The organism is Pantoea sp. X-Soil-YNGN-785, assembly GCF_059730585.1.
The window spans coordinates 2,119,775-2,140,877 of record NZ_AP035942.1 but is presented as its reverse complement, the minus strand read 5'-3'; the positions used below and the strand labels follow the sequence as shown (position 1 = coordinate 2,140,877).

Genomic DNA, 21,103 nt, shown 5'->3' with positions numbered 1-21,103 from the left:
TGCAGGCGTTATCTCATTATTTTAGCAACAGTATTCATCATCTGACGCCAGCACAAGATGCAAACCAAATATATTTTTCCATCCAGATAAGAATGGCACAAAAAAGCCCCGGCGGCGCGGGGCTGTAGCGTGCGGTCAGCAGGGGCATTTGCCCAGTTTACCCGCCTGGCTTGGGAAGCGGGCGTCCAGGCAGTAACGATGGAAATCGCGTTCATTCATCGGCGGCTGGTCGGGATGATGCAGACGCATATGCTGCAGATATTTTTGATAATCCTGGACCCCGACCATTAAGCGGAAGCACTGTTGCAGGCCGCGCCAGAATCCCCGCCAGCTGAGGGCCTGCGGCATCGGCGAAGCCGTCAGGTGGCAGCGGATAATCTGCCACTCACCCTGCGGACGATGGCCCTGATGAATGGCATCAGACATGACGCACCGCCTTGTTGCGCAGTGCCACCGGCGTCTCGCTGGTGGTTGGCACTGCACTGTTCAGCGCACGACGAATCACAAAGAACGCGGCGACCAGCATCGTGACCGCCACCAACATAAAGAAGGCGCACAGCGCCGCATTAATCTGATTGCTGAACACGATGGTCTGCATATCCGCCACGCTTTTTGCCGGCGCAATGATCACGCCTTCATCCAGTCCTTTGCGGAACTTATTCGCCTGAGCCAGGAAGCCAATGGACGGTTTTTCGTGGAAAATTTTCTGCCAGCCCGCGGTCATCGAAGTGATAAACAGCCAGACGGTGGGCAGAATAGTCACCCAGGCGTAGCGCTGCTTTTTCATTTTGAACAGCACGACGGTGCCAAGAATCAGCGCCATCGACGCCAGCATCTGGTTGCCGATACCAAACAGTGGCCATAGGGTGTTGATGCCGCCCAGTGGATCGACCACGCCCTGATAGACAAAGAAGCCCCAGCCCGCGACCGCAACGGTGGTGCCCGCCATGTTACCCAGCCAGGAGCGGTTGTTCGCCAGAGAGGGCACCACGGTGCCCACCAGATCCTGCACCATAAAACGGCAGGCGCGGGTACCCGCATCGACGGCAGTCAGGATAAACAGCGCTTCAAACAGGATGGCGAAGTGATACCAGAACGCCATCATCGCCCGGCTGTTAAAGATCTCGGTAATGATGTGGGCCATACCTACGGCGAAAGTGGGCGCGCCGCCTGCGCGGGAGAGAATCGAGCCTTCACCCACGTCACGGGCGATGCCGCTCAGCATTTCTGGCGTCACGACAAAGCCCCAGCCGTTGATCACCTGTGACGCGCTTTCAACGGTGGTACCAATCAGCGCGGCGGGTGAGTTCATGGCAAAGTAGATACCCGGATCCAGCACCGAGGCACAAATCAGCGCCATGATCGCCACAAACGACTCCATCAGCATGGCGCCATAGCCAATAAAGCGGATATGACTTTCCCGCTCCACCAGCTTCGGCGTGGTGCCGCTGGAGACCAGCGCATGGAAGCCGGAGATCGCGCCGCAGGCGATGGTAATAAACAGGAAAGGGAACATCGCACCGGAGAAGACCGGGCCTGTGCCGTCGATAAACTTGGTCACCGCTGGCATTTTCATCTCAGGCATCGCAAAAACGATGCCCACCGCCAGCCCGACAATCACGCCGATTTTAAGAAAGGTCGAAAGGTAGTCGCGCGGTGCCAGCAGCAGCCAGACCGGCAGCACCGAAGCAATAAAGCCGTAAATCACCAGTACCCAGGTCAGCGAGGTGCCTTTCAGGGTAAAGAAGGGGCCCCAGTAAGGATGCTGTGCCACGTCACCGCCATAAATAATCGCCGCCATCATCAGCACAAAGCCAATCAGTGACACTTCGGCAATTTTACCGGGCCGGATAAAGCGCATGTAAACGCCCATAAACAGCGCAATGGGAATAGTGGCCGCGATGGTAAACAGGCCCCACGGACTGTTCGCCAGCGCCTTCACGACAACCAGCGCCAGCGCCGACAGGATAATGATCATCACGCCCAGCGCGCCGAGCATCGTCACCACACCGGCAAACGCCCCCAGCTCCTGCCGCGCCATCTCGCCCAGCGAACGACCGTCACGGCGGGTGGAGATAAACAGGATCAGGAAATCCTGTACCGCGCCCGCCAGCATCACGCCGACCAGAATCCAGATGGTGCCTGGCAGAAAGCCCATCTGCGCCGCCAGAATCGGGCCGACCAGCGGACCGGCACCGGCAATAGCCGCAAAGTGATGACCAAACAGCACCCATTTATTGGTCGGGACATAATCGAGTCCGTCGCTCAGCCGCTCGGCAGGAGTCATCCGGCGATCGTCAAGTTCGAAGATATTGCGGGCGATAAACAGGCTGTAGAAGCGATACGCGATGCTGTAACAGGCGACAGCGGCTATCACCAGCCAGACTGCGTTGACGTGTTCGCCGCGGCTGAGGGCCAGCATGGCGAAAGCGCCTGCGCCGATTAACGCCACCACTAACCAGATGACACTGGTTTTGACGTTTTTCATGACTAACTCCTTGTAGGGACCGAGGGAAGGCGATCAAAAACAACGAGTTAAACTTAATGTAATGGAATGTAAGTGAAAGTTAATCAGTGGAGAAGTGTGAAGCGGGGTACAAATTTAACGTTTTTGTAACGCGGACGGGACGGGAACAGGCGGGATAACCGAAGTTATCCCGCCAGATTTAAAGCTTAATCACGCCGTGTTCAGACGGCAGGACGGGCCACAACGCTGCGGGTTTCCATACGGACTTCGGCGATGGTCACCTCAATCACGTCAGTTACGCGGTAAACCACTTCACCTTTAATCTGCACGCTGCCATTTTCCTGGCTGAGAACCAGCTCATCACGCACGGCGTGAATGAAGGGTGCCGGAATAAAGGCGACGGCGCCAAACTCGACCAGGCGAACGCGCATACCGCCGCGCGATACATCGATAATCTCAGCGCTGAAGCGACGGTCGGTGCCCGCAAACGGGGCCAGATAACGGGCGTAGAGCCAGTCGCCGACATCACGTTCCGCCATCCGGTTCAGGCGACGGCGTTCACTCATCGTCACCGTTACGGCATCATCCGGGCGGGCAATCTGCTCACCGCGAATAATCGCTTTCAGCAGACGATGGTTGATCATGTCGCCGAACTTACGAATCGGTGAGGTCCAGGTGGCGTACGCCTCCAGACCGAGGCCAAAGTGCGGGCCTGGCTCGGTGCTGATCTCCGCGAAGGTCTGGAAACGACGGATGCGGCTGTCGAGGAACTGGGTTGGCTGGGCATCAAGCTCACGACGCAGCACGCGGAAACCGTCCAGCGTGGTGATCGCCTGTGCATCCACGGTAATACCGTGATTGGCCAGCACGGCGGCGGCCTGCTCAGCATTGGTCGCATCGAAACCGGCATGGACGTTATAGATACCAAAGCCAAGACGGTCACGCAGCACTTTCGCCGCGCAGACGTTCGCCAGAATCATCGACTCTTCAACGATGCGGTTAGCGATACGGCGAGGTTCAGCCACGATCTCCAGCACTTCGCCTTTTTCACCCAGCAGGAAGCGGTAGTCCGGGCGATCTTTAAACACCAGCGCGTGGGTCTGACGCCATTCGCTGCGCGCCAGGCAGAGACGGTGCAGCAGACGAATCTGTTCCGCAATCGCCTCACTCTCCGGCTGCCAGCTGCCGCTGTTTTCCAGCCAGTCTGAGACGTCTTCGTAGGCCAGCTTGGCTTTGGACTCAATCCAGGCCGCAAAAAACTCGACGTCATCACTTAAGGTGCCATCGGCGGCCACCGTGACGCGGCAGGCCAGCGCCGGACGGCGCACATTCGGACGCAGCGAGCAGACATCATCAGAGAGTTCGCGCGGCAGCATCGGGATGTTGAAGCCCGGCAGATAGTTGGTGAATGCGCGCTGCGCCGCCAGCTTATCAAGCTGACTGCCTTCCGGCACGTAGGCGGTCGGGTCAGCAATGGCGATGGTCAAACGCAGGGCGCCATCATCCTGCGCTTCCACATAGAGCGCATCATCCATATCCTGGGTGCTGGCGCTATCGATGGTGACAAAATCCAGCGCGGTCAGATCTTCACGCGTCAGATTTTCATCCAGCATCTCGCCAAAGCTGACGTCAGGTGCTTCACGCTCAAGGTTATGACGCGACAGCGTCACCCACCACGGCGCCAGGTGGTCATCAGCTTTAACAATAAAATCGGTAAGTTCTGCATAAAAGCCGCGATCGCCCTTCAGGGGATGGCGACGCATTTCTGCCACGGCCCAGTCGCCATTTTCAAATGCATGGCTGACATCGCGCACAGGGCGACACTGAATGGCATCTTTCAGCAGGGGATGATCCGGCACAATCGACAGGCGATCGTCTTTTTTCTGCACCCGGCCAACAAAGCGGCTCAGGAACGGTTCAATCAGGGTTTCCGGCTCAGCGCTTTCGCGATCTTTATCGCTGTGGATCACGGCGGTGATACGATCGCCATGCATGACTTTCTTCATCTGCGGTGGCGGAATGAAGTAGCTTTTTTGCGCATCGACTTCCAGAAAGCCGAAGCCTTTTTCGGTGCCTTTAACGACGCCTTCAGCACGAGGCGTTTGCGAATGGAGCTTCTCTTTCAGCTGCGCGAGCAGCGGGTTATCCTGGAACATAATTTTTACGTTTCGTTGGCTGATTGCGGCTGACAGTTTTACGCGAATCGACGCCGCGCGGCAAGGCAAAAAGCCGGACGAACCGGCTTTTCAGGGTGTGGCGAAGGTGCTATCAGGCGATGCGCTGATCGGCCAGTGCCTCAGAGAGTTCCAGCTTCACCGGCACCGATTTAGAGGTCGGTGTACCGCTGTCATCGCCAAAGCTGTTCAGCGGCACCAGCGGGTTGGTTTCCGGATAATAAGCCGCCAGGTTACCGCGCGGAATATTGTAGGGAACCAGTTTGAAGCCGCTGACGCGACGGGTGATACCATCATTCCACAGCGTTTCGATATCAACATTCTGGCCTTCGGTGAAGCCCAGGTCTGCCATATCGTCCGGGTTAATGAACACCACTTCACGCTGACCAAACACGCCACGGTAACGATCATCAAGGCCGTAAATAGTGGTGTTGTACTGGTCATGGGAACGCAGCGTCTGCAGCGTAAATGGCACGTCCTGATCCAGCGTCGGGAACAGCGAGGACGGTAGCGCCGACGCGTTGAACTCCGCTTTCTGGCTTGGCGTATTAAAGCGCAACTCTGCTGCTGCGTTGCCCAGATAGAAACCACCCGGGATATCGCATTTGGCGTTGAAGTCGGCAAAGCCCGGAATCGTCGCGGCAATGTGCTCACGGATCAGGTTGTAATCACCCGCCAGCTCGCGCCATTTCACTTTCTCATCACCCAGCACGGCCTGGGCGATACCCGCAACAATCGAAGTTTCTGAACGCTGTGTTTCCGCCAGCGGAATACCGATACCTTCAGAGGCGTGGACCATGCTGAAAGAGTCTTCCACGGTAATGAACTGATTGCCGGTTGCCTGGGTATCGCGCTCGGTGCGACCAAGCGTTGGCAGAATCAGCCCTTCGTGACCCGGCACCAGATGGCTGCGGTTCAGTTTGGTGCTGATATGCACGGTCAGACCACAGCGTGACAGCGCCTCTTCGGTGCGCGGTGAATCGGGCGCAGCCGCAGCCAGGTTGCCACCCAGCGCGATCAGCACTTTGACTTCATCACGCAGCATCGCGTTCAGCGCTTCAACGGTGTTATGGCCTGGCGCACGTGGTGGCTCGAAACCGAAATGATTACCCAGCGCATCCAGGAAGGCTTTGGCCGGTTTCTCATCGATACCCATGGTGCGGTTGCCCTGCACATTACTGTGACCGCGAACCGGGCAGAGGCCTGCGCCTTTTTTGCCCAGCTGGCCAAACAGCAGCTGCAGGTTGGTGATTTCGCGTACCGTGTCGACCGAGTGCTTATGCTGGGTAATGCCCATCGCCCAGGTACAGATCACACGATCAGCGCTCTGATAGATGGCAGCCGCTTCACGGATTTGCGCCTGTGTCAGGCCAGACTGCGCCACAATCTGCATCCAGCTGGTGTTATCCACCGCGTCGAGATAGGCCTCAATGCCGTTGGTTTTGGCATTGATAAAGGTCTGATCAAAAAGGCCACTTTCACCGGCGGCCAGACGCGCACGATGGGTCTCCAGCAGGGATTTCACCATGCCGCGTACCGCCGCCATATCACCGCCCAGATTCGGCTGGTAATAGGAGGAGCTGATGTTGCCGGCTTTCGAGGTCACCACTTCCAGCGGTTTCTGCGGATCGGCAAAACGTTCCAGACCGCGCTCGCGCAGGGTATTGAAGGTGACGATCTTCGCGCCGTGATCGGCAGCGTGACGCAGGCTGTGCAGCATACGCGGATGGTTGGTGCCAGGGTTCTGCCCGAAGACAAAAATGGCATCAGCGTGATCGAAATCATCCAGGCGAATAGTGCCTTTGCCGACGCCAATGCTGCGCTTCAGCCCGGTGCCGCTGGCTTCGTGACACATGTTGGAGCAGTCAGGGAAGTTGTTGGTGCCCATCAGGCGGCCAAACAGCTGATAAAGCCAGGAGGCTTCATTGCTGGCACGACCGGATGTGTAAAGCTCCATCTGGTCCGGATGGTCCATCGCCTTGATGTGCTGCGCGATCAGTGCAAAGGCATCATCCCAGCTGATCGGCTCGTAGTGGTCGGTTTCCGCGTTGTAGCGTAGTGGATGGGTCAGACGCCCCTGATACTCCAGGAAGTAGTCACTCTGGGTATAAAGCGTTGTCACACTGTGCTTAGCGAAAAAATCGCTGTCGACCATGCGGCGTGTCGCTTCCCAGGTCACCGCTTTGGCGCCGTTTTCGCAGAAGCTGAAGGTACTTTTATTGTCATCACCCCAGGCGCAGCCCGGACAGTCAAAACCGCGTGCTTTGTTCATGCGCATCAGATTGCGCATATTTTTCAGGGCCGCTTTGCTGTCAAGAACGAAACGCGTGGTGGCTTCCAGTGAACCCCAGCCGCCCGCAGCCGCGCGGTAGGGTTTGATTTGGCGTTTAAATTTCATATTGAGTGCAGGCTTTTTATAGTAGGAATTATTGTTTGGTGTTTGTTATCAGGTTATAGCCTGATGGTGAAACAAAGTCTGCAGATATCCTCATACCTTGTCTAATTGATTGACTTAATGGTGCGATAGCTGGCGTTTATCGTGCCTCGGCCAGAATTGTGATGGTGGTCAGATTTTACCCGCCTTTAACCGGCTGATAACGGGAGTTCTCCCCACAACAGGCTAATACTTGCTGTTCACTATCAGAGAGGGCGCGACTCCATGAAACAGCTGACCAGCCAGATCCATGCGTTTGGCAAAGCGTTGATGATGCCAATCTCGGTCATCGCTGCCGCGGGTATTTTCCTCGGGCTGGCGGCGGCGATGCAGAACCCGGCGGTGACCGGCGAGGCCTTTGCGCAGATGCAGGTGCCGCAGTTAATCATTGGATTTATCCGCAAGGTCGCCGGGGCGCTGTTTGCCAACCTGCCGGTCTTCTTTGCAGTGGCGAGCGCCATCGGACTGGCGAAAGCGGAAAAACCTACCGCCGCCTTTGCCGCGGTGATTGGCTATATCGTGATGAACGTGGGTATCAGTGCCACGCTGGCGGCGAAAGGGATCACCGCAGCCACTACTACACCCGCCGCGCTGCAGCAGGCGGGGATGGATCAGACCACCGCCATGATGACCTCGGCGGAGTACATCAACATGCTGGGCGTCTTCACCTACAACATGAGTGTGCTGGGCGGGGTAATTGCCGGTCTGATCACGGTGGCGCTGCACAATCGTTTCTATACCCAGCAGCTGCCCACGGCGATCAGCTTCTTTGGCGGACGGCGTTTTGTGCCGATCGTGACCGTGGTCTGTCTGCCGCTGATTGGGGTGTTGCTGGCGCTGGTCTGGCCTACCATCGGGCAGGGTATCGCCTGGATTGGCCAGATGATTGGCAAAAGCGGCCAGTATGGCGCGTTTCTGCTGGGGGCCTTTGAACGCATCCTGATCCCCACCGGCCTGCATCATATCCTCAACGAAACCGTGCGCTTCACGCCAATTGGCGGCATGGCGGTGGTCGATGGTCAGACGGTGGTCGGTGCGCTGAACATTTTCAATGCCTCGCTGACCCATCCGGGATCAATACCCGATGAGACGCTGCGCACCGCCACGCAGTTTCTGGCACAGGGCAAGATTCCGGTGATGATGTTTGGTCTGCCTGCTGCGGCGCTGGCGATCTATCACACCGCGCGGCCCGAACATAAGCAACGGGTCAAAGCGCTGGTAATGGCGGGTGCGCTAACCTCATTTACCACCGGGATTACCGAGCCGCTGGAGTTCTGCTTTATTTTTGTCTCGCCGGCGCTCTACCTGCTGCATGCTTTTCTGACCGGCCTGTCGTTTATGCTGATGTCGATGCTGCATTTGATGATCGGCAACGTGCAGGGCGGCGTTATCGACCTGGTTGTATTCGGCATGCTGGGCGGCGCGAAAACCCACTGGTGGTGGACGCTGGCGCTGGGCGTCATCTATGCGCCGATCTACTACTATGCTTTCCGGCTGGTGATTACCCGGATGCATGTCGAAACGCCGGGCCGGGAGTCGGAGGATGAGAAACCGCAACAGGTTGCTGCGGATGAGCGGACGCAGGTGATTATCAGCGGACTGGGCGGGCCGGCCAATATCGAGGATGTCGATTGCTGCTTTACCCGTTTGCGGGTACGGGTCAAAGAGATGAATCAGGTGGTCGATCAGACGCTGATGAGCACCGGTGCTAACGGGGTTAATCGCGTCAGCGAGCATGACATTCAGGTGATCTACGGTCCTCAGGTCGAAAAGATCGCTAACGAAGTGAAAATGGCGCTAGGCGTTGCGTAGCAGCAGGCTGTTTCAGGTTTATCATTCGGTCAGACGCCCGGTTGCTCCGGGCGGTTAGCGCCTGTTGACTGGGGGAGGTTGAACACTACCGTCCCGCTTATTGTAACTAAAAAAAGCCGACCCCTAATGCACCGTCCCTTTTTGCCGATATAGCGACTAACCCTGTTTATTATCGGAATGTTGCAATGTCGTTAAAAAAATCCTCACTCATCATCTTTTCCTTCCTGCTGGCGTTGTTTCTTACCAGCGTGGCGATCAGTACCTGGCTGCTGATTCAGAGCAATCACTCACTGAACGCGGTCAACAAAGAGATCCGCGTGGTACTCTCGGTCATTGACCCGATCAACCACAGCCGTACGCTGCGTGTCCGCCTGATGGAGTACATGAAGGAGATTGAGGGCAGTGACGCCAGCAATCCGGCCACGCTGGACAGCGTGCGGACCGTGGCAGGTAAAGCCGATGCCGCCTTCCAGGCCTATATGAATGCGCCGCGTCTGCCGGGCGAAGAGGCAGAGGCAGATGCCTACAGTCAGGCTTATCAGGCCTATCGTCAGCAGGGGTTGCAGCCATTAATTGAGGCCGCAGAGGCGCACGATCAGGTGCGTTTTAAAAATCAGATCCCGACCGTGGTTCGTCTGGATCGTCAGTATGAAATTATTCTGGACCGTGTTCTGGCCCAGCACGAAACTTACGCCAAAAAGCTCAACAGCGACGCCCAGAGTCACTTCACCTCTGGTATTACGTTGCTGGGTCTGTTTGGCGTGCTGTTTTTCGGCATCATCATCGCCATTTACATCTTCATGAGGCGCTATGTCCTTTCGCCAATCAATGAAGCGCAGGAGCACTGCAAGCTGATTGCGGCGGGCGTGCTGGATGCCACCGTGCCGGTGAAACCGGGTTCACGCAGTGAAATTCAGATGCTGATGGGTTCGCTGGAGCAGATGCGCAGCGCGCTGACCGCCATTATTCTTCAGGTGCGTGATTCAACCCGCTCAGTCTCTACCGCCTCGCAGGAAATTGCGGCGGGCAACATCGATCTCGCCTCGCGCACTGAACAGCAGGCCGCTGCGCTGACGGAAACCGCAGCCAGCATGGAGCAACTGGGCGCAACGGTGAAACAGAACACTGAAAACGTGTTTGAAGCCTGCCGTCTGACCAGTGAAGCGGTGAAAAACGCGGAAAGCGGCGAAAAAGTCTCGCAGGAAGTGGTGACATCGATGGCGCTGATCAACGCCAGCTCGAAGAAGATTGAGGAAATTACCACCGTTATCGACAGCATCGCCTTCCAGACTAATATTCTGGCGCTGAACGCAGCCGTCGAAGCCGCCCGTGCGGGTGAGCAGGGACGTGGTTTTGCGGTCGTCGCAGGAGAAGTGCGTAACCTGGCCCAGCGCAGCGCCACCGCAGCCAAAGAGATTGAAGGACTGATTGCAGAATCGGTCTCCATCATCCACGCCGGTTCCGATCAGGTCAGCCGGACCGGCGAGGCGATGAGTGCCATTATCTCATCGGTCAGCCGCGTGAATCTGCTGATGGAGCATATCTCTACCGCGTCTGATGAACAGAGTCGCGGCATCGGTCAGATTGAGCAGGCGGTTACCGAGATGGATAGCGTGACCCAGCAGAACTCGGCGCTGGTGCAGGAGTCTGCGGCGGCGTCTGCCTCACTGGAAGAGCAGGTGCAGTACCTGACGCAGTCGGTCTCGACTTTCCGTCTGGCAAACAGCTGACTGGTTTCCCGCGCGGCGTCCAGGCAGCGCGGGATCCTGAATGATGCGGTGACGCGTATCGTAAAGCAGAGAATCGCGTGTTTGATTCAGCACCTTGTGACGGCGGCAGAATGAGCGGATTATTACGGCTTTCCACTGAACACGGGGTTGTCATGCTAATCAGCACAGAAAGTGCCCGCAGCAACAGCGCCGATACCCGACTGGCCTGCACGCTGGCCGCTGCCGCAGGCGCGCTGAATACCGCCGCCTTCGAGATTGTCGGTTTCTTTTCAGCTAACATGACCGGGAATGTCTCGCTGCTGTCCGATCATCTGGCAAAAGCGAACCTGGGGCCTGGCCTGTTTTTTTTGTCGATCGTGCTGCTGTTTATTGCGGGCTCCATGTTTTCAACGTTGATAATTAATGCCGGGCACCGCAGGAATATCCGTACTATCTATGCCTTCGTTATTCTGATTGAGGGCATCGCACTGATGACGCTAGGCGTGATTGAGAATCACTTTCCGCCGAGGTCGCCCGGTGTGGTGTTGATCATGAGCCTGAGCTTTTTAATGGGGCTGCAGAATGCGGTCGTCACGCGGATCTCCAATGCCCGGGTTCGCACTACCCATATCTCCGGCACGGCGACTGATATCGGGATTGAGCTGGCGATGCTGTTTGAAGTGTTGCGGCGCAAAGCCTCACCGAAAGATGCGCCAAGCTTGCTGGGGCGGTTGCGGCTGCACAGTCTGACCCTGCTGTCTTTCCTTGCAGGCGGCGTGGCCGGCATCGGGCTTTACCGACTGCTCGGCTACGATTTCCTGTTGCCCATAGGGTTGGGGTTAATCTGCCTGGCGCTGAATGCCCTGGTTACTAAGCCAGTAAACCAGAGGGTTTGAAACGGTGATTTTGCTGTTATCGCTGCGGTTCAGATAACCGCCGCGCGTAGCTCTGATTTATTGGTCCCGACTGCGCCGATGATCCGTGCGGTTAAAAGATCATAGCCCGCGCAGGGTAACATTGAGCCTTATACTCTGATTGATACTGCCATTGAGACAGTCACGCGAACAGTCTTAAACCTGCTGATGGATAATTAACATCGACATTAAACAACTCATTTACTTATGTAACCTGGAGCGGGAACGCCATTTCGGGCGGGCCGCGGAAGCCAGTTTTGTTACACAGCCAACCCTCTCCATGCGCCTGAAAAATCTCGAGCGCGAGCTGGGCCTGCCGCTGATTAACCGCAGCAATAACTTTGCCGGATTTACGCCAGAGGGCGATCGCGTGCTGGCGTGGGCCCGTGAAATAGTTTCGGTCTATCAGGGGCTGAAGCTGGAAGTGGAATCGCTGAAACATGGGGTAAACGGCACACTGCGGGTTGGCGTGGTGCCGCAGTGCAGCGTGGCACTGCCGCTGCTGCTGAAAGCCGTGCAGGCGCGTTATCCCCAGCTCGATTACCGCATTGCGGTACTCAGTGCTGATCAGCTGCTGGAAGCGCTTAACAGCCACACCGTGGATGTCGGCATTGGCTTTTTTGAGATGGCGACGCTGCGGGAACTTCATTTTCAGACCGAGATGCTGGCCGATCAGGGCGTTGAGGCCGTATTCCATCCTGACCACTTCCCGGCGCTGGTGGGAGAAACCCCGCTGACGCTGGACGAACTGGCACAACAGCCGCTCTGCCTGGCAGAGCCAACACGCTATTTCCGCCGCTATCTTGATATGGCCTTTCGCGAGGCGGCGCTGGTGCCGCGGGTTATCGTGGAGAGCGCCTCAATCATGCAGCTGATGCAGTGTGCTCAGGTCGGTCTGGGGTTGCTGGTCTCGCCGGTGGGTCATCTGCTGCCCGCATCACTTCAGGGGTTACAGCAGCGCGGCATTACGCTGCCGCCGATGGCGCGCCAGGCGGCGCTGGTGATAGCGGAACCTGGCCGTGCCACTCCGCTGGCACAGCACTTTTTCGACGAAGCGCGCGGTCAGTTGCCGGTCTAGCTCAGGCTACTGCGCCTCGCCCAGCGCGTAAAACAGGCGACTGTTCCAGTTGCCTATCGCCACGCTCTGAATCAGCGCGAACAGCGCCTCAGGTTCCCAGCCCGCCTCCATCAGCGGCTGCAGATGGGCCGCACTGAAACGCTCGGGTGAACGGGTCAGCTGCGCCGACAGCGCGACGATCTGCTGCTCTTCTCCTTTTAATTTCGTGTCATCGACACCCTCGATCAATACCTCATTCCCGGCCAGCAGCCGGAACGCCCAGCGGCTGCCGAGAATACGGGCGGCTGTCGCTTCCGCCAGGGTGTTTTCCTGTGAGAGATGCTGACGCAATTGCGCCCAGCCATACAGCGCCGATGGGTCATGGGCCAGCAGCCATACCGCGTCCTGCATACCGGGCAGCGTCTGACAACGGGTAACGGCAGCGAGCTGCTCTGCACTGGCATACCGCAGCTCCAGCGGCTTTAGCACCGGCTGCCAGTGGGCTGGCTGGTCAAAACCAGTGGAATCTGCATCAGGTGGTGCGGTGCTACCGGGCAGCCAGTGTACCGGCTGGGCCTTCAGCGCCTGTAATCCGGCGACGACGCGCGCCTGATAACTGACAAAGCCAATCAGCTGATTCAGCGTCACAATATCGGGTTCGGTCAGGCCGACCGCATCCAGGGCGGTGATGGCGCTGGCACCGATCAGTTCAGGCTGCATCGCCAGCTGGCGCGCATATTGCGTAATCTGAGTCAGGCGATTATTACTCTCGCGTGAAGAGTCAGGGCCAGGCAGCGGATTGAGGCGGGCAGAGTAGTGATTACACAACCGCTGCACACCCGCGACCTGCGCCACGGTCAGTGCGGTGCTGAGGCGGTCGTAAAGCGTTAAGGTGTGCGTCAGCGAGGTGACAACGCGATCGGGGAACAGCAGCTGTGCCAGATCGCGCGCCGCCAGCAGAGCCGGCTGATGCGTGCGCAGCAGTGACTGCACAACGGCGTCGCTGGCGTGGCATCCCAGCAAAAAACGGTCATCGATATGGGCGGCCTCTGGCACCAGCGGTGCAGCCTGCGTGGTACGTGGACTGGTCTGGCTCTCGTAAAACCAGTGGTTATGGCCCGGATAGCGGCGTTGTTCCATGATCAATCCTTTTGCAAATTCGGGTTCGGTATGCAGGCGGCAGAATCTGAAAATATGCATAAACCGAAGGGCAGGCTTATCGTCGCTGATGGCCAGTCCGGGGCAAAAGATTGATCGGTGATAATTAATAGCGTTACGGTATAACGGCAGCGAAATCAGGCGGGAAGGGCAGGATGGGCGTAAAGAGAAGGGCGAGCCAGGCTCGCCCTTGCAGAACTTATTTCAGTTCCAGTTCGTTCATTGCGGCGATGCTGAAGCCGCCATCAACGTGTACCACTTCACCGGTGATGCCGCCAGCCAGGTCAGAGCAGAGGAACGCTGCTGAGTTGCCGACATCTTCAATGGTTACGGTACGGCGAATCGGGGTAACCGCTTCGCAATGTGCCAGCATCTTACGGAAATCTTTGATGCCTGATGCAGCCAGTGTGCGGATTGGACCGGCAGAAACGGCGTTAACACGCACACCTTCCGGGCCCATGGCGTTCGCCATGTAACGCACGTTCGCTTCCAGCGACGCTTTCGCCAGACCCATTACGTTGTAGTTCGGGATCGCGCGCTCAGCACCCAGGTAAGAGAGGGTCAGCAGCGCAGAGTGTGGATTCAGCATCTCTCGGCACTCTTTGGCCATCGCGACGAAGCTGTAAGCACTGATGTCATGCGCGATTTTAAAGCCTTCGCGGGTAACGGCGTTCACGTAGTCGCCAACCAGCTGCTCGCCAGGGGCGAAACCGATAGAGTGAACGAAACCGTCAAATTTCGGCCAGGTTTTTGCCAGTTCAGTGAACAGAGATTTGATGCTCTCATCTTCGGCTACGTCACATGGCAGCACGATGTCTGAACCCAAATCTTTAGCAAACTCTTCCACACGACCTTTTAACTTGTCGTTCTGGTAGGTGAAAGCCAGTTCTGCGCCCTGTTTGTGCATCGCCTGTGCAATACCGTAGGCGATGGAAAGTTTACTGGCAACGCCAGTAATCAGAATGCGCTTACCGGAAAGAAAACCCATAGCTGTAATCCTTATGGTCATTGTAGTTGGCGGCCGCATGGTTAAAAAGTAAGCGACCGACGTTAATCGACGTGCGGATTCTAGCACGTCTCTCATAAATCAGGTAAATCGGCCCGCAATTTCCGCGATATGCAGCAAAAATCAGCGCTCGCGCCGCCAGGCTTCGGCACTGAGTGCTTCGCCAAAATGGCTGCTGATCAGGCGCCGGGTCAGATCGTGCAGGGGGGAGGCGAGCACGTCAGCCGTGCCGCCACGCTCAACTACTTCGCCCTGATGCATCACCAGCACTTTATCGCTGATGTGCTTCATCATGCCCAGATGCTGGGTGACATAAATGTAGGCGATTCCGTGTTTCTCCTGCAGCTCCAGCATCAGATTTACCAGCTGGGAGCGCATGGTCATATCCAGTGAGGCCAGCGCTTCATCGGCCACAATCACTTTGGGTTGCAGGATCAACGCGCGCGCCAGACCCAGACGCTGTTTCTGACCGGGTGCCAGCATGTGTGGGTAATATCCGGCGTGATCGCGCAGTAATCCTACCTGACGCAGGGTGGCGATAATGCGTTTCTCGCGCGCTTCTGCATCCAGTTCGGTATTAAGTCGCAGCGGAAATTCCAGAATCTGACTGATGCGCTGACGCGGATTCAGTGAGGTTGAGGGATCCTGAAAAATCATGCGGATGCGCTGACTGCGATAGCCGTAATCGCCAAAGGTCAGCGGGTGGTCGTCAATCAGAATCTCACCTTCGGTGGGGGCGATCATGCCGCTGAGCATCTTCGCCAGCGTGGACTTGCCGGAACCGTTTTCACCGATAATCGCCAGCGTCTGTTTTTCGCGCAGGGTAAAGCTGACAGACTTTACTGCCTCAACGTGCTGACGGCGGAACAGGCCGGTGCGATAGCGAAAAGTTTTGCTCAGGTTGCGCACTTCCAGCAGGGTCTCCATATTACTGGCCCTCCATATTCAGCGGGAAATGACAGGCAAAGAGATGTGTTTTACTGCCGGTGAGGCGCGGCGTTTCGACACATTTACGCTGCGCGTAAGGACAGCGAGGCCCCAGGCGGCAGCCTATCGGCAGGCTCTCCAGTGATGGGATCGCCCCTGACAGCGTATTGAGACGGCTTTTGTGCGGCAGCGCGCGGCCAAAATCGGGCATCGCCCGAATCAGCGCCTGCGTATAAGGATGATGTGGCGTGCTCATTAAATCTTCGCTCTGAGCGCTTTCCACCGTCTGACCGCAGTACATCACGTTAATACGGTCCGCCCACTGGCTCATGGTGCGCAGGTCGTGGCTGATCAGCAGAATAGTGGTGTTGTTATTCTGGTTCAGGCGGCTCAGCAGGCGGAATATCTGCGCCTGCGTTGTCGGTTCCATCGCATTGGTGGGTTCATCGGCAATCAGCAAACGCGGTTGGTTAGCCAGCGCAATGGCAATCATCACTTTCTGGCATTCGCCTTCGGTCAGCTCATAGGGGAAGCTGCGCATGATGTCTTTATGATCTTTAATGCCGACGCGATGCAGCAGTTCGATAGCGCGGGTTTTGCGCCAGAACCAGAAGCGTTTAAGCCAGGGGCCTTTATACGTCCAGCGCGGGATCACCTGCATCAGCTGACGGCCAATGCTCTCGGAGGGATCCAGACAGGATTGCGGCTCCTGAAAAATCATCGAGACGTTATGCCCGATAATGCGACGGCGCTCGCGCGGGGAGAGGCGCAGCAGGTCCACATCATCAAACACCATGCGATCGGCCGTCACACGCCAGTTATCGTTGGTCACGCCGCAGATAGCCTTGGCGACCAGACTTTTACCGGAGCCGGATTCACCGACCAGCCCCCGGACTTCACCTTCGCCCAGCGTCAGATTGACGCGATCGACCGCTTTGACCGGCCCGTCAGCGGTCATAAATTCAATGGTCAGATTACGGATATCAAGTAACGGCATTTATTCCACTCCCGCTTCGACGGCGCGACGGATGCCGTCACCGAGCAGGTTAACAATTAATACGCTGACCATCAGCGCCACCCCGGGCAGCATCACGGTCCAGGGCGCAACGTAGATCAGCTCCAGCGAATCGCCCAGCATCGCGCCCCATTCCGGCGAAGGCAGTTGCGCACCGAGGTCAAGAAAGCCGAGTGCGGCAATATCCAGAATCGCCATCGACAGCGCGCGGGTAATTTCGGTAATCAGCAGCGGCAGAATATTGGGCAGGATGGCGTAGCGCAGAATATTACGACCTCTGGCACCGTCCAGGCGCGCGGCAACCACATACTCTTTTTCCAGCTCATCATGCACGGCACTGTAAATTTCGCGCACCAGACGTGGCATCAGCGCCAGCCAGACCGCCAGCAGCGCATGCTCAAGACGCGGCCCGAGAAACGCCACCACGATAATCGCCAGCAACAGCGACGGAAGAGAGAGCAGGGTGTCCAGCACATGGTTCATCACCGCCGAGCGAATGCCGTGCGTCATGCCCGCCAGCACGCCCAGCACCAGCGCGCCCAGCGTAGCGAACAGCGTCACCAGAATCGCGGAACCCACCGTCGGACCGGCACCGCTCAGCAGGCGACTCAGAACATCCCGGCCCAGATCGTCGGTGCCGAGGAAAAATGAGACATCGCCGTAGCGCGACCATGACGGTGGCAGCAGCTGATATCCCAGGAACTGCTGGTCAATACCGTAAGGTGCCATGAAACCGCCAAACAGGCAGAGCAGCAGCAGTGCGCCAAAGCCATACAGGCCGACCATCGAAATCGGGTTGCCATAGAAATGATGCCAGCTCTGACGAAACGCGCTGGGCAGGCGTTTTTCGGCGTAGATATTATCGGAAGGCATACGTTTTCACTTTACTATCCTTAACGCCGGGCAATATTGCTTCAGAAAAATCAGTCATTTTAGTTACTTGCCCCGTGGGTCTGCTTTATGTTGCTTTGTTATGGAAAACTCTGAACAGCTTTAATTTACAGGGTTTGTGTACGTCTTTGCGAATACGCAGAGAGAATGTACCTGTCGCTTATCGATATCAGACACCGTTAAGCGCCGCGATAAAACGAAGGTATTCCCAAACTCGTCCAGCCTGCATGTCAGCCTCTCCCTTACTGGCGAAGTGACATTTTCAACCGTAATTGCTGGTAGGGTAAGCCCGTTCAACTGACTATAGGGGATTATCCGTCGAGATCCCCGTCACAGGCAAGGAAACGGCTTCAGCAATTTCGGCGCTGGGTTACAGAGAATTACAATCCGGGCCGTCGGGTGTTCCATGACAGGCTGCAAAAAAGGGTGGCAAAGCCGACAGAACGTTAAGACTCACATAAATCAGCAAAACTTCCTGGATCCTATTCTGGCGGTCCTGGGCAAAGGGGAGTGAATCAAATGATTAATAGTGACGTTATGGGAAGATAGTCGCTCGCTCAGGTCAGTGGCAGGTCTGTCGGATACTTGCCGTTACCGTCGCTAAAGCGTGCCATGCAAACGGACAGGGATAAGCCACGCTGCGATGTTAATCGAATCCGGTCAGCCACTGTCAGAGCACTCGGGCAAGTCGATTCATGTGTGAACCCTGATGACGGTAGCGATCGCCTGATGAAATAAAAAACCGCGATTTTTAAGCGGTTTTTGATGTGAGTGACAATAAAACGGTGGGTAATATTCAAAGCGTATGTTTTATAATTTTTATATAAACGTAATATTTTATTAACAGCATTGATAGTTTATGTTTTTATGTCGTCACCTTAAAGTTATGTTTTCTTTTTAAAAGTTCACCTTTGTTGTCTGGCTTATTTTTTATCGCCGGGTCTTTCCGGGTGCGCTTGCAAACATCAGGGGTGCTTCTGGAATAGATATTGCAACACGACTATAACCGGTATGGCTTATTTATACCGGTTGTCATCTATAAGTAAATATATCCAGGAGGATATCATGGCCGAACATCGTGGTGGTTCAGGTAATTTTGCAGAAAACCCTGAGAAAGCATCTGAAGCAGGTAAAAAAGGCGGGCAGCATAGCGGGGGTAATTTCGCCAATGACCGTGAAAAAGCTTCAGAAGCCGGTAAGAAAGGTGGCCAGAATAGCCACAGCGGCGGACGTAAGTCTGAATAATCTGATATTCTGATCAGGCCGCAGGCCCCGGCAAACCAGTCGGGGCTTTCACGTTTAAATATTTATTAAATAACGTGGTTTTTACAATGAAAGTATCTGCCCTGAATAAATCCCTGCCGAAAATGTACGGTTTATTAGCGGGGATTTATGTGTTTGCCTGCGTTAACTATCCCAGTGATTATAAAATGTTTCTCCTTCGCTTGCTGGATTGTCATAACAGGGTAAACGAAGCAGGTCTGAAAAGAGAGCGTGTTAAATTAATCAGCCATTCACCGTGCGACATCATTAAAATATTGCAACCTCAGCCCGGCAGTCGTTTATGCAAAAATAACACTGTCTGGACGTTGTCATTCACTCCCTGCCAGACCTGATTCAATCTCTTAAAATAAAATACTTGGGTCATAAAGAGAATAGAGCTGACAACGGTTGATATATTTTTCCGGCGTGGCATCCGCAGCGTGAAGATCGTGGTGATCAAAGGATTCAATTTAATCAGGAAACATGCTGTCTGGCAGCGGCAGGCTGGACGCTCACAGAAATCACAACAACATTGTGAATCATCCCGGTCTGCTTGCGGTTATCTCATGCGTAAATTATGTTTAAGTATCAGGATTTAATGGAAATCATTGTGTTGAATAAAAACTGTGGCGGTGTTGTACCTTCAGGTATCCGTAATTCTCTTGGCCGCACGATGGCCTTTTTCCTTTTGGCAACCGTGCTTGCTGTTGTTGTGATTAACATATTTACGCTCTGGGGATCGTGGCAGCATAATCAGAATGTCCGTGAAGATGATGCCCGTAACCTCTCTGTTTCTCTCGCCAAACAGGCAGAAGATGCCTTTCTGCAGGTGGATATTACGCTGGCGGATGCCGTCAGGCTGCTCAGCCTGAACGGGCTGGATTACGCGGCCACGCCCCCCTTCGCTCGTCAGCTTAAAGAGCAGCAGGGGAAACTGCGTCAGCTTCATGGGCTGTTTATTTATGACGCACAGGGTAAATGGATTGCCACATCGGGCAACTACGTTCCGGCAAACGGAAGCAACGCCGATCGGGACTATTTTATCTGGCACCGTACCCATGAGGATACCCGCGTAAGGATTGGCCGTGTTATCCGCAGCAGGTCTACAGGTGACCTTGTTATTCCGGTATCGTTGCGACTGAATGATTCAAAAGGCAACTTTGCCGGCGTCGCGCTGGCAACGGTCAAAGTAGACTATTTCCGGCAGTTCTATAGCTACTATACGCTGGGTGATCGCGACGTTCTGGGGCTGATTCTTGCTGATACCTCTGTCCTGTATATCCGGCCCTTCCCGGATTCTGCCATCAACCGCAGCCTGTCCATGAGTCCATTATTTACAACTGTCCTGAAAACCTCTGCCAGTGGCAGCGCAACGTGGCGTTCTGCACTGGATGGGGTAGAGCGGGTGTATGGCTACGCCCGCCTTGAGCAGTATCCGCTCATTGTCACGGCGGGATACGACCTCGATAAGATCCGGAGCGACTGGTTCTCCGCCAATATCATCGACGTCATACTGAACGTGGTTCTGCTTGTAATGATTTCCGGGATGGGGATGTTTGTTCTCAGACAGGTTAAAAAGAACGTCAGAAATCAGCTGGAATTAACACAGATCAGGGATGAGCTGACCACGATCAACCATACGCTGCAGTCACTGGCATTAATTGACGGGCTAACCGGACTGGCTAATCGCCGCCAGTTTGATGCGATGTTAGATCAGGTCCTGAAGCGCTCTCAAAAGTCGGGTGAACCCGTGGCACTGATCATGTTTGATATCGACTTTTTCAAGCGTTACAACGATACCTACGGGCATGTCGCCGGCGATACCTGTCTGCAGCGTGTCAGCACCATTCTGAAAGAAATCACGCAGCGACAGGATGCCGTGGTTGCACGTTACGGCGGAGAAGAGTTTGCCATTATCCTGCCTTCGGGTGGAGAAAGCATGGGGAAAAAGGTGGCGGAGCGCGCAGTAAACGCAGTTATGTCTGCCGGAATACCGCACGAAACCTCCGGTATTCCTGAAGGTATTGTGACCCTTAGCGCCGGATACAGTAGCCTGATTTCAAACGGCCAGCCAGATGAGGCCAAAAGACTTAAGCAACAGGCTGATAAGGCGCTCTATGAAGCAAAACACAATGGCCGCAACCGTGTCCATGGGCTGAATTAAATGAAATTCAGGATGTGATGAGTTCGTCCAGCCCTGGCCGTTTGGGAGCCTGGTGCCGCGCATGACCTGGCTGGGGTGATAAATCAATCGGCTGACCATTCCAGGGTTTTGG

15 protein-coding genes are annotated in these 21,103 nt (G+C 55.7%); 6 read left to right on the top strand and 9 right to left on the bottom strand.

All coding sequences use genetic code 11. The features are described 5' to 3' along the window. Positions 1 to 135 precede the first annotated feature (135 nt). From AC6I8E_RS09950 to AC6I8E_RS09935, 4 genes are all read right to left on the bottom strand, one after another. Positions 136 to 426 (bottom strand): YbdD/YjiX family protein, encoded by a 291-nt coding sequence (locus AC6I8E_RS09950; RefSeq protein WP_013358002.1) that lies wholly within the window; start codon positions 424 to 426, stop codon positions 136 to 138. After that, complete coding sequence (locus AC6I8E_RS09945; protein WP_497823939.1) at positions 419 to 2,488, bottom strand: carbon starvation CstA family protein; 2,070 nt, start codon at positions 2,486 to 2,488, stop codon at positions 419 to 421. The genes AC6I8E_RS09950 and AC6I8E_RS09945 overlap by 8 nt, the downstream gene beginning before the upstream one ends. A 200-nt stretch (positions 2,489 to 2,688) precedes the next feature. Next, entirely contained in the window at positions 2,689 to 4,623 is a 1,935-nt protein-coding gene (locus AC6I8E_RS09940; protein WP_497823938.1) for an exoribonuclease II, read from the bottom strand. A gap of 112 nt (positions 4,624 to 4,735) precedes the next feature. Next, positions 4,736 to 7,039, bottom strand: a complete 2,304-nt coding sequence (locus AC6I8E_RS09935; protein WP_110330353.1) for an FdhF/YdeP family oxidoreductase — start codon at positions 7,037 to 7,039, stop codon at positions 4,736 to 4,738. A gap of 261 nt (positions 7,040 to 7,300) precedes the next feature. Between AC6I8E_RS09935 and AC6I8E_RS09930 the strand changes: the two genes are divergently transcribed. From AC6I8E_RS09930 to AC6I8E_RS09915, 4 genes are all read left to right on the top strand, one after another. Continuing rightward, positions 7,301 to 8,887, top strand: a complete 1,587-nt coding sequence (locus tag AC6I8E_RS09930) for a PTS transporter subunit EIIC (protein WP_497823937.1) — start codon at positions 7,301 to 7,303, stop codon at positions 8,885 to 8,887. A 185-nt stretch (positions 8,888 to 9,072) separates the two neighbouring features. After that, positions 9,073 to 10,617, top strand: coding sequence for a methyl-accepting chemotaxis protein (locus AC6I8E_RS09925; RefSeq protein ID WP_033783230.1), 1,545 nt, complete (start codon positions 9,073 to 9,075; stop codon positions 10,615 to 10,617). Positions 10,618 to 10,769: 152 nt separating this feature from the next. Next, a complete protein-coding gene (locus tag AC6I8E_RS09920) occupies positions 10,770 to 11,492 on the top strand; it encodes a YoaK family protein (protein ID WP_013357996.1) in 723 nt (240 codons plus the stop codon). Positions 11,493 to 11,691: 199 nt separating this feature from the next. Continuing rightward, positions 11,692 to 12,588, top strand: a complete 897-nt coding sequence (locus AC6I8E_RS09915) for a LysR family transcriptional regulator (RefSeq protein ID WP_041456880.1) — start codon at positions 11,692 to 11,694, stop codon at positions 12,586 to 12,588. 6 nt (positions 12,589 to 12,594) lie between these two features. On the opposite strand, the gene AC6I8E_RS09910 is transcribed toward AC6I8E_RS09915, so the two are convergent. From AC6I8E_RS09910 to sapC, 5 genes are all read right to left on the bottom strand, one after another. Then, positions 12,595 to 13,707: a CMD domain-containing protein gene (locus AC6I8E_RS09910; RefSeq protein WP_497823936.1), complete on the bottom strand. Its 1,113-nt coding sequence runs from the start codon at positions 13,705 to 13,707 to the stop codon at positions 12,595 to 12,597. A 217-nt stretch (positions 13,708 to 13,924) separates the two neighbouring features. Beyond that, positions 13,925 to 14,713, bottom strand: coding sequence for an enoyl-ACP reductase FabI (gene fabI / locus AC6I8E_RS09905; RefSeq protein ID WP_010244547.1), 789 nt, complete (start codon positions 14,711 to 14,713; stop codon positions 13,925 to 13,927). A 141-nt stretch (positions 14,714 to 14,854) separates the two neighbouring features. Further along, positions 14,855 to 15,658, bottom strand: coding sequence for a putrescine export ABC transporter ATP-binding protein SapF (gene sapF / locus AC6I8E_RS09900; protein WP_013357993.1), 804 nt, complete (start codon positions 15,656 to 15,658; stop codon positions 14,855 to 14,857). A 1-nt stretch (position 15,659) separates the two neighbouring features. Then, complete coding sequence (gene sapD / locus AC6I8E_RS09895; RefSeq protein ID WP_497823935.1) at positions 15,660 to 16,655, bottom strand: putrescine export ABC transporter ATP-binding protein SapD; 996 nt, start codon at positions 16,653 to 16,655, stop codon at positions 15,660 to 15,662. Beyond that, positions 16,656 to 17,546: a putrescine export ABC transporter permease SapC gene (gene sapC, locus AC6I8E_RS09890; RefSeq protein ID WP_013357991.1), complete on the bottom strand. Its 891-nt coding sequence runs from the start codon at positions 17,544 to 17,546 to the stop codon at positions 16,656 to 16,658. A gap of 1,083 nt (positions 17,547 to 18,629) precedes the next feature. On the opposite strand from sapC, the gene AC6I8E_RS09885 reads away from it, so the two are divergent. Beyond that, the gene (locus AC6I8E_RS09885) at positions 18,630 to 18,809 is read left to right on the top strand and encodes a con-10 family general stress protein (protein WP_135908619.1); all 180 of its coding nucleotides are present in this window, start codon (positions 18,630 to 18,632) and stop codon (positions 18,807 to 18,809) included. Between the two features lie 616 nt (positions 18,810 to 19,425). Next, positions 19,426 to 20,991, top strand: coding sequence for a sensor domain-containing diguanylate cyclase (locus tag AC6I8E_RS09880; protein WP_497823934.1), 1,566 nt, complete (start codon positions 19,426 to 19,428; stop codon positions 20,989 to 20,991). Positions 20,992 to 21,103 lie beyond the last annotated feature (112 nt).

Bases quoted from the DNA above. Each gene is read 5' to 3' on its own strand.
- AC6I8E_RS09940 (WP_497823938.1), bottom strand. From the start codon at position 4,623: ATGTTCCAGGATAACCCGCTGCTCGCGCAGCTGAAAGAGAAGCTCCAT.
- AC6I8E_RS09880 (WP_497823934.1), top strand. From the start codon at position 19,426: ATGGAAATCATTGTGTTGAATAAAAACTGTGGCGGTGTTGTACCTTCA.
- AC6I8E_RS09945 (WP_497823939.1), bottom strand. From the start codon at position 2,488: ATGAAAAACGTCAAAACCAGTGTCATCTGGTTAGTGGTGGCGTTAATC.
- sapD (WP_497823935.1), bottom strand. From the start codon at position 16,655: ATGCCGTTACTTGATATCCGTAATCTGACCATTGAATTTATGACCGCT.
- fabI (WP_010244547.1), bottom strand. From the start codon at position 14,713: ATGGGTTTTCTTTCCGGTAAGCGCATTCTGATTACTGGCGTTGCCAGT.
- AC6I8E_RS09930 (WP_497823937.1), top strand. From the start codon at position 7,301: ATGAAACAGCTGACCAGCCAGATCCATGCGTTTGGCAAAGCGTTGATG.
- AC6I8E_RS09920 (WP_013357996.1), top strand. From the start codon at position 10,770: ATGCTAATCAGCACAGAAAGTGCCCGCAGCAACAGCGCCGATACCCGA.
- AC6I8E_RS09910 (WP_497823936.1), bottom strand. From the start codon at position 13,707: ATGGAACAACGCCGCTATCCGGGCCATAACCACTGGTTTTACGAGAGC.
- AC6I8E_RS09925 (WP_033783230.1), top strand. From the start codon at position 9,073: ATGTCGTTAAAAAAATCCTCACTCATCATCTTTTCCTTCCTGCTGGCG.
- AC6I8E_RS09935 (WP_110330353.1), bottom strand. From the start codon at position 7,039: ATGAAATTTAAACGCCAAATCAAACCCTACCGCGCGGCTGCGGGCGGC.
- AC6I8E_RS09885 (WP_135908619.1), top strand. From the start codon at position 18,630: ATGGCCGAACATCGTGGTGGTTCAGGTAATTTTGCAGAAAACCCTGAG.
- sapC (WP_013357991.1), bottom strand. From the start codon at position 17,546: ATGCCTTCCGATAATATCTACGCCGAAAAACGCCTGCCCAGCGCGTTT.
- AC6I8E_RS09950 (WP_013358002.1), bottom strand. From the start codon at position 426: ATGTCTGATGCCATTCATCAGGGCCATCGTCCGCAGGGTGAGTGGCAG.
- sapF (WP_013357993.1), bottom strand. From the start codon at position 15,658: ATGGAGACCCTGCTGGAAGTGCGCAACCTGAGCAAAACTTTTCGCTAT.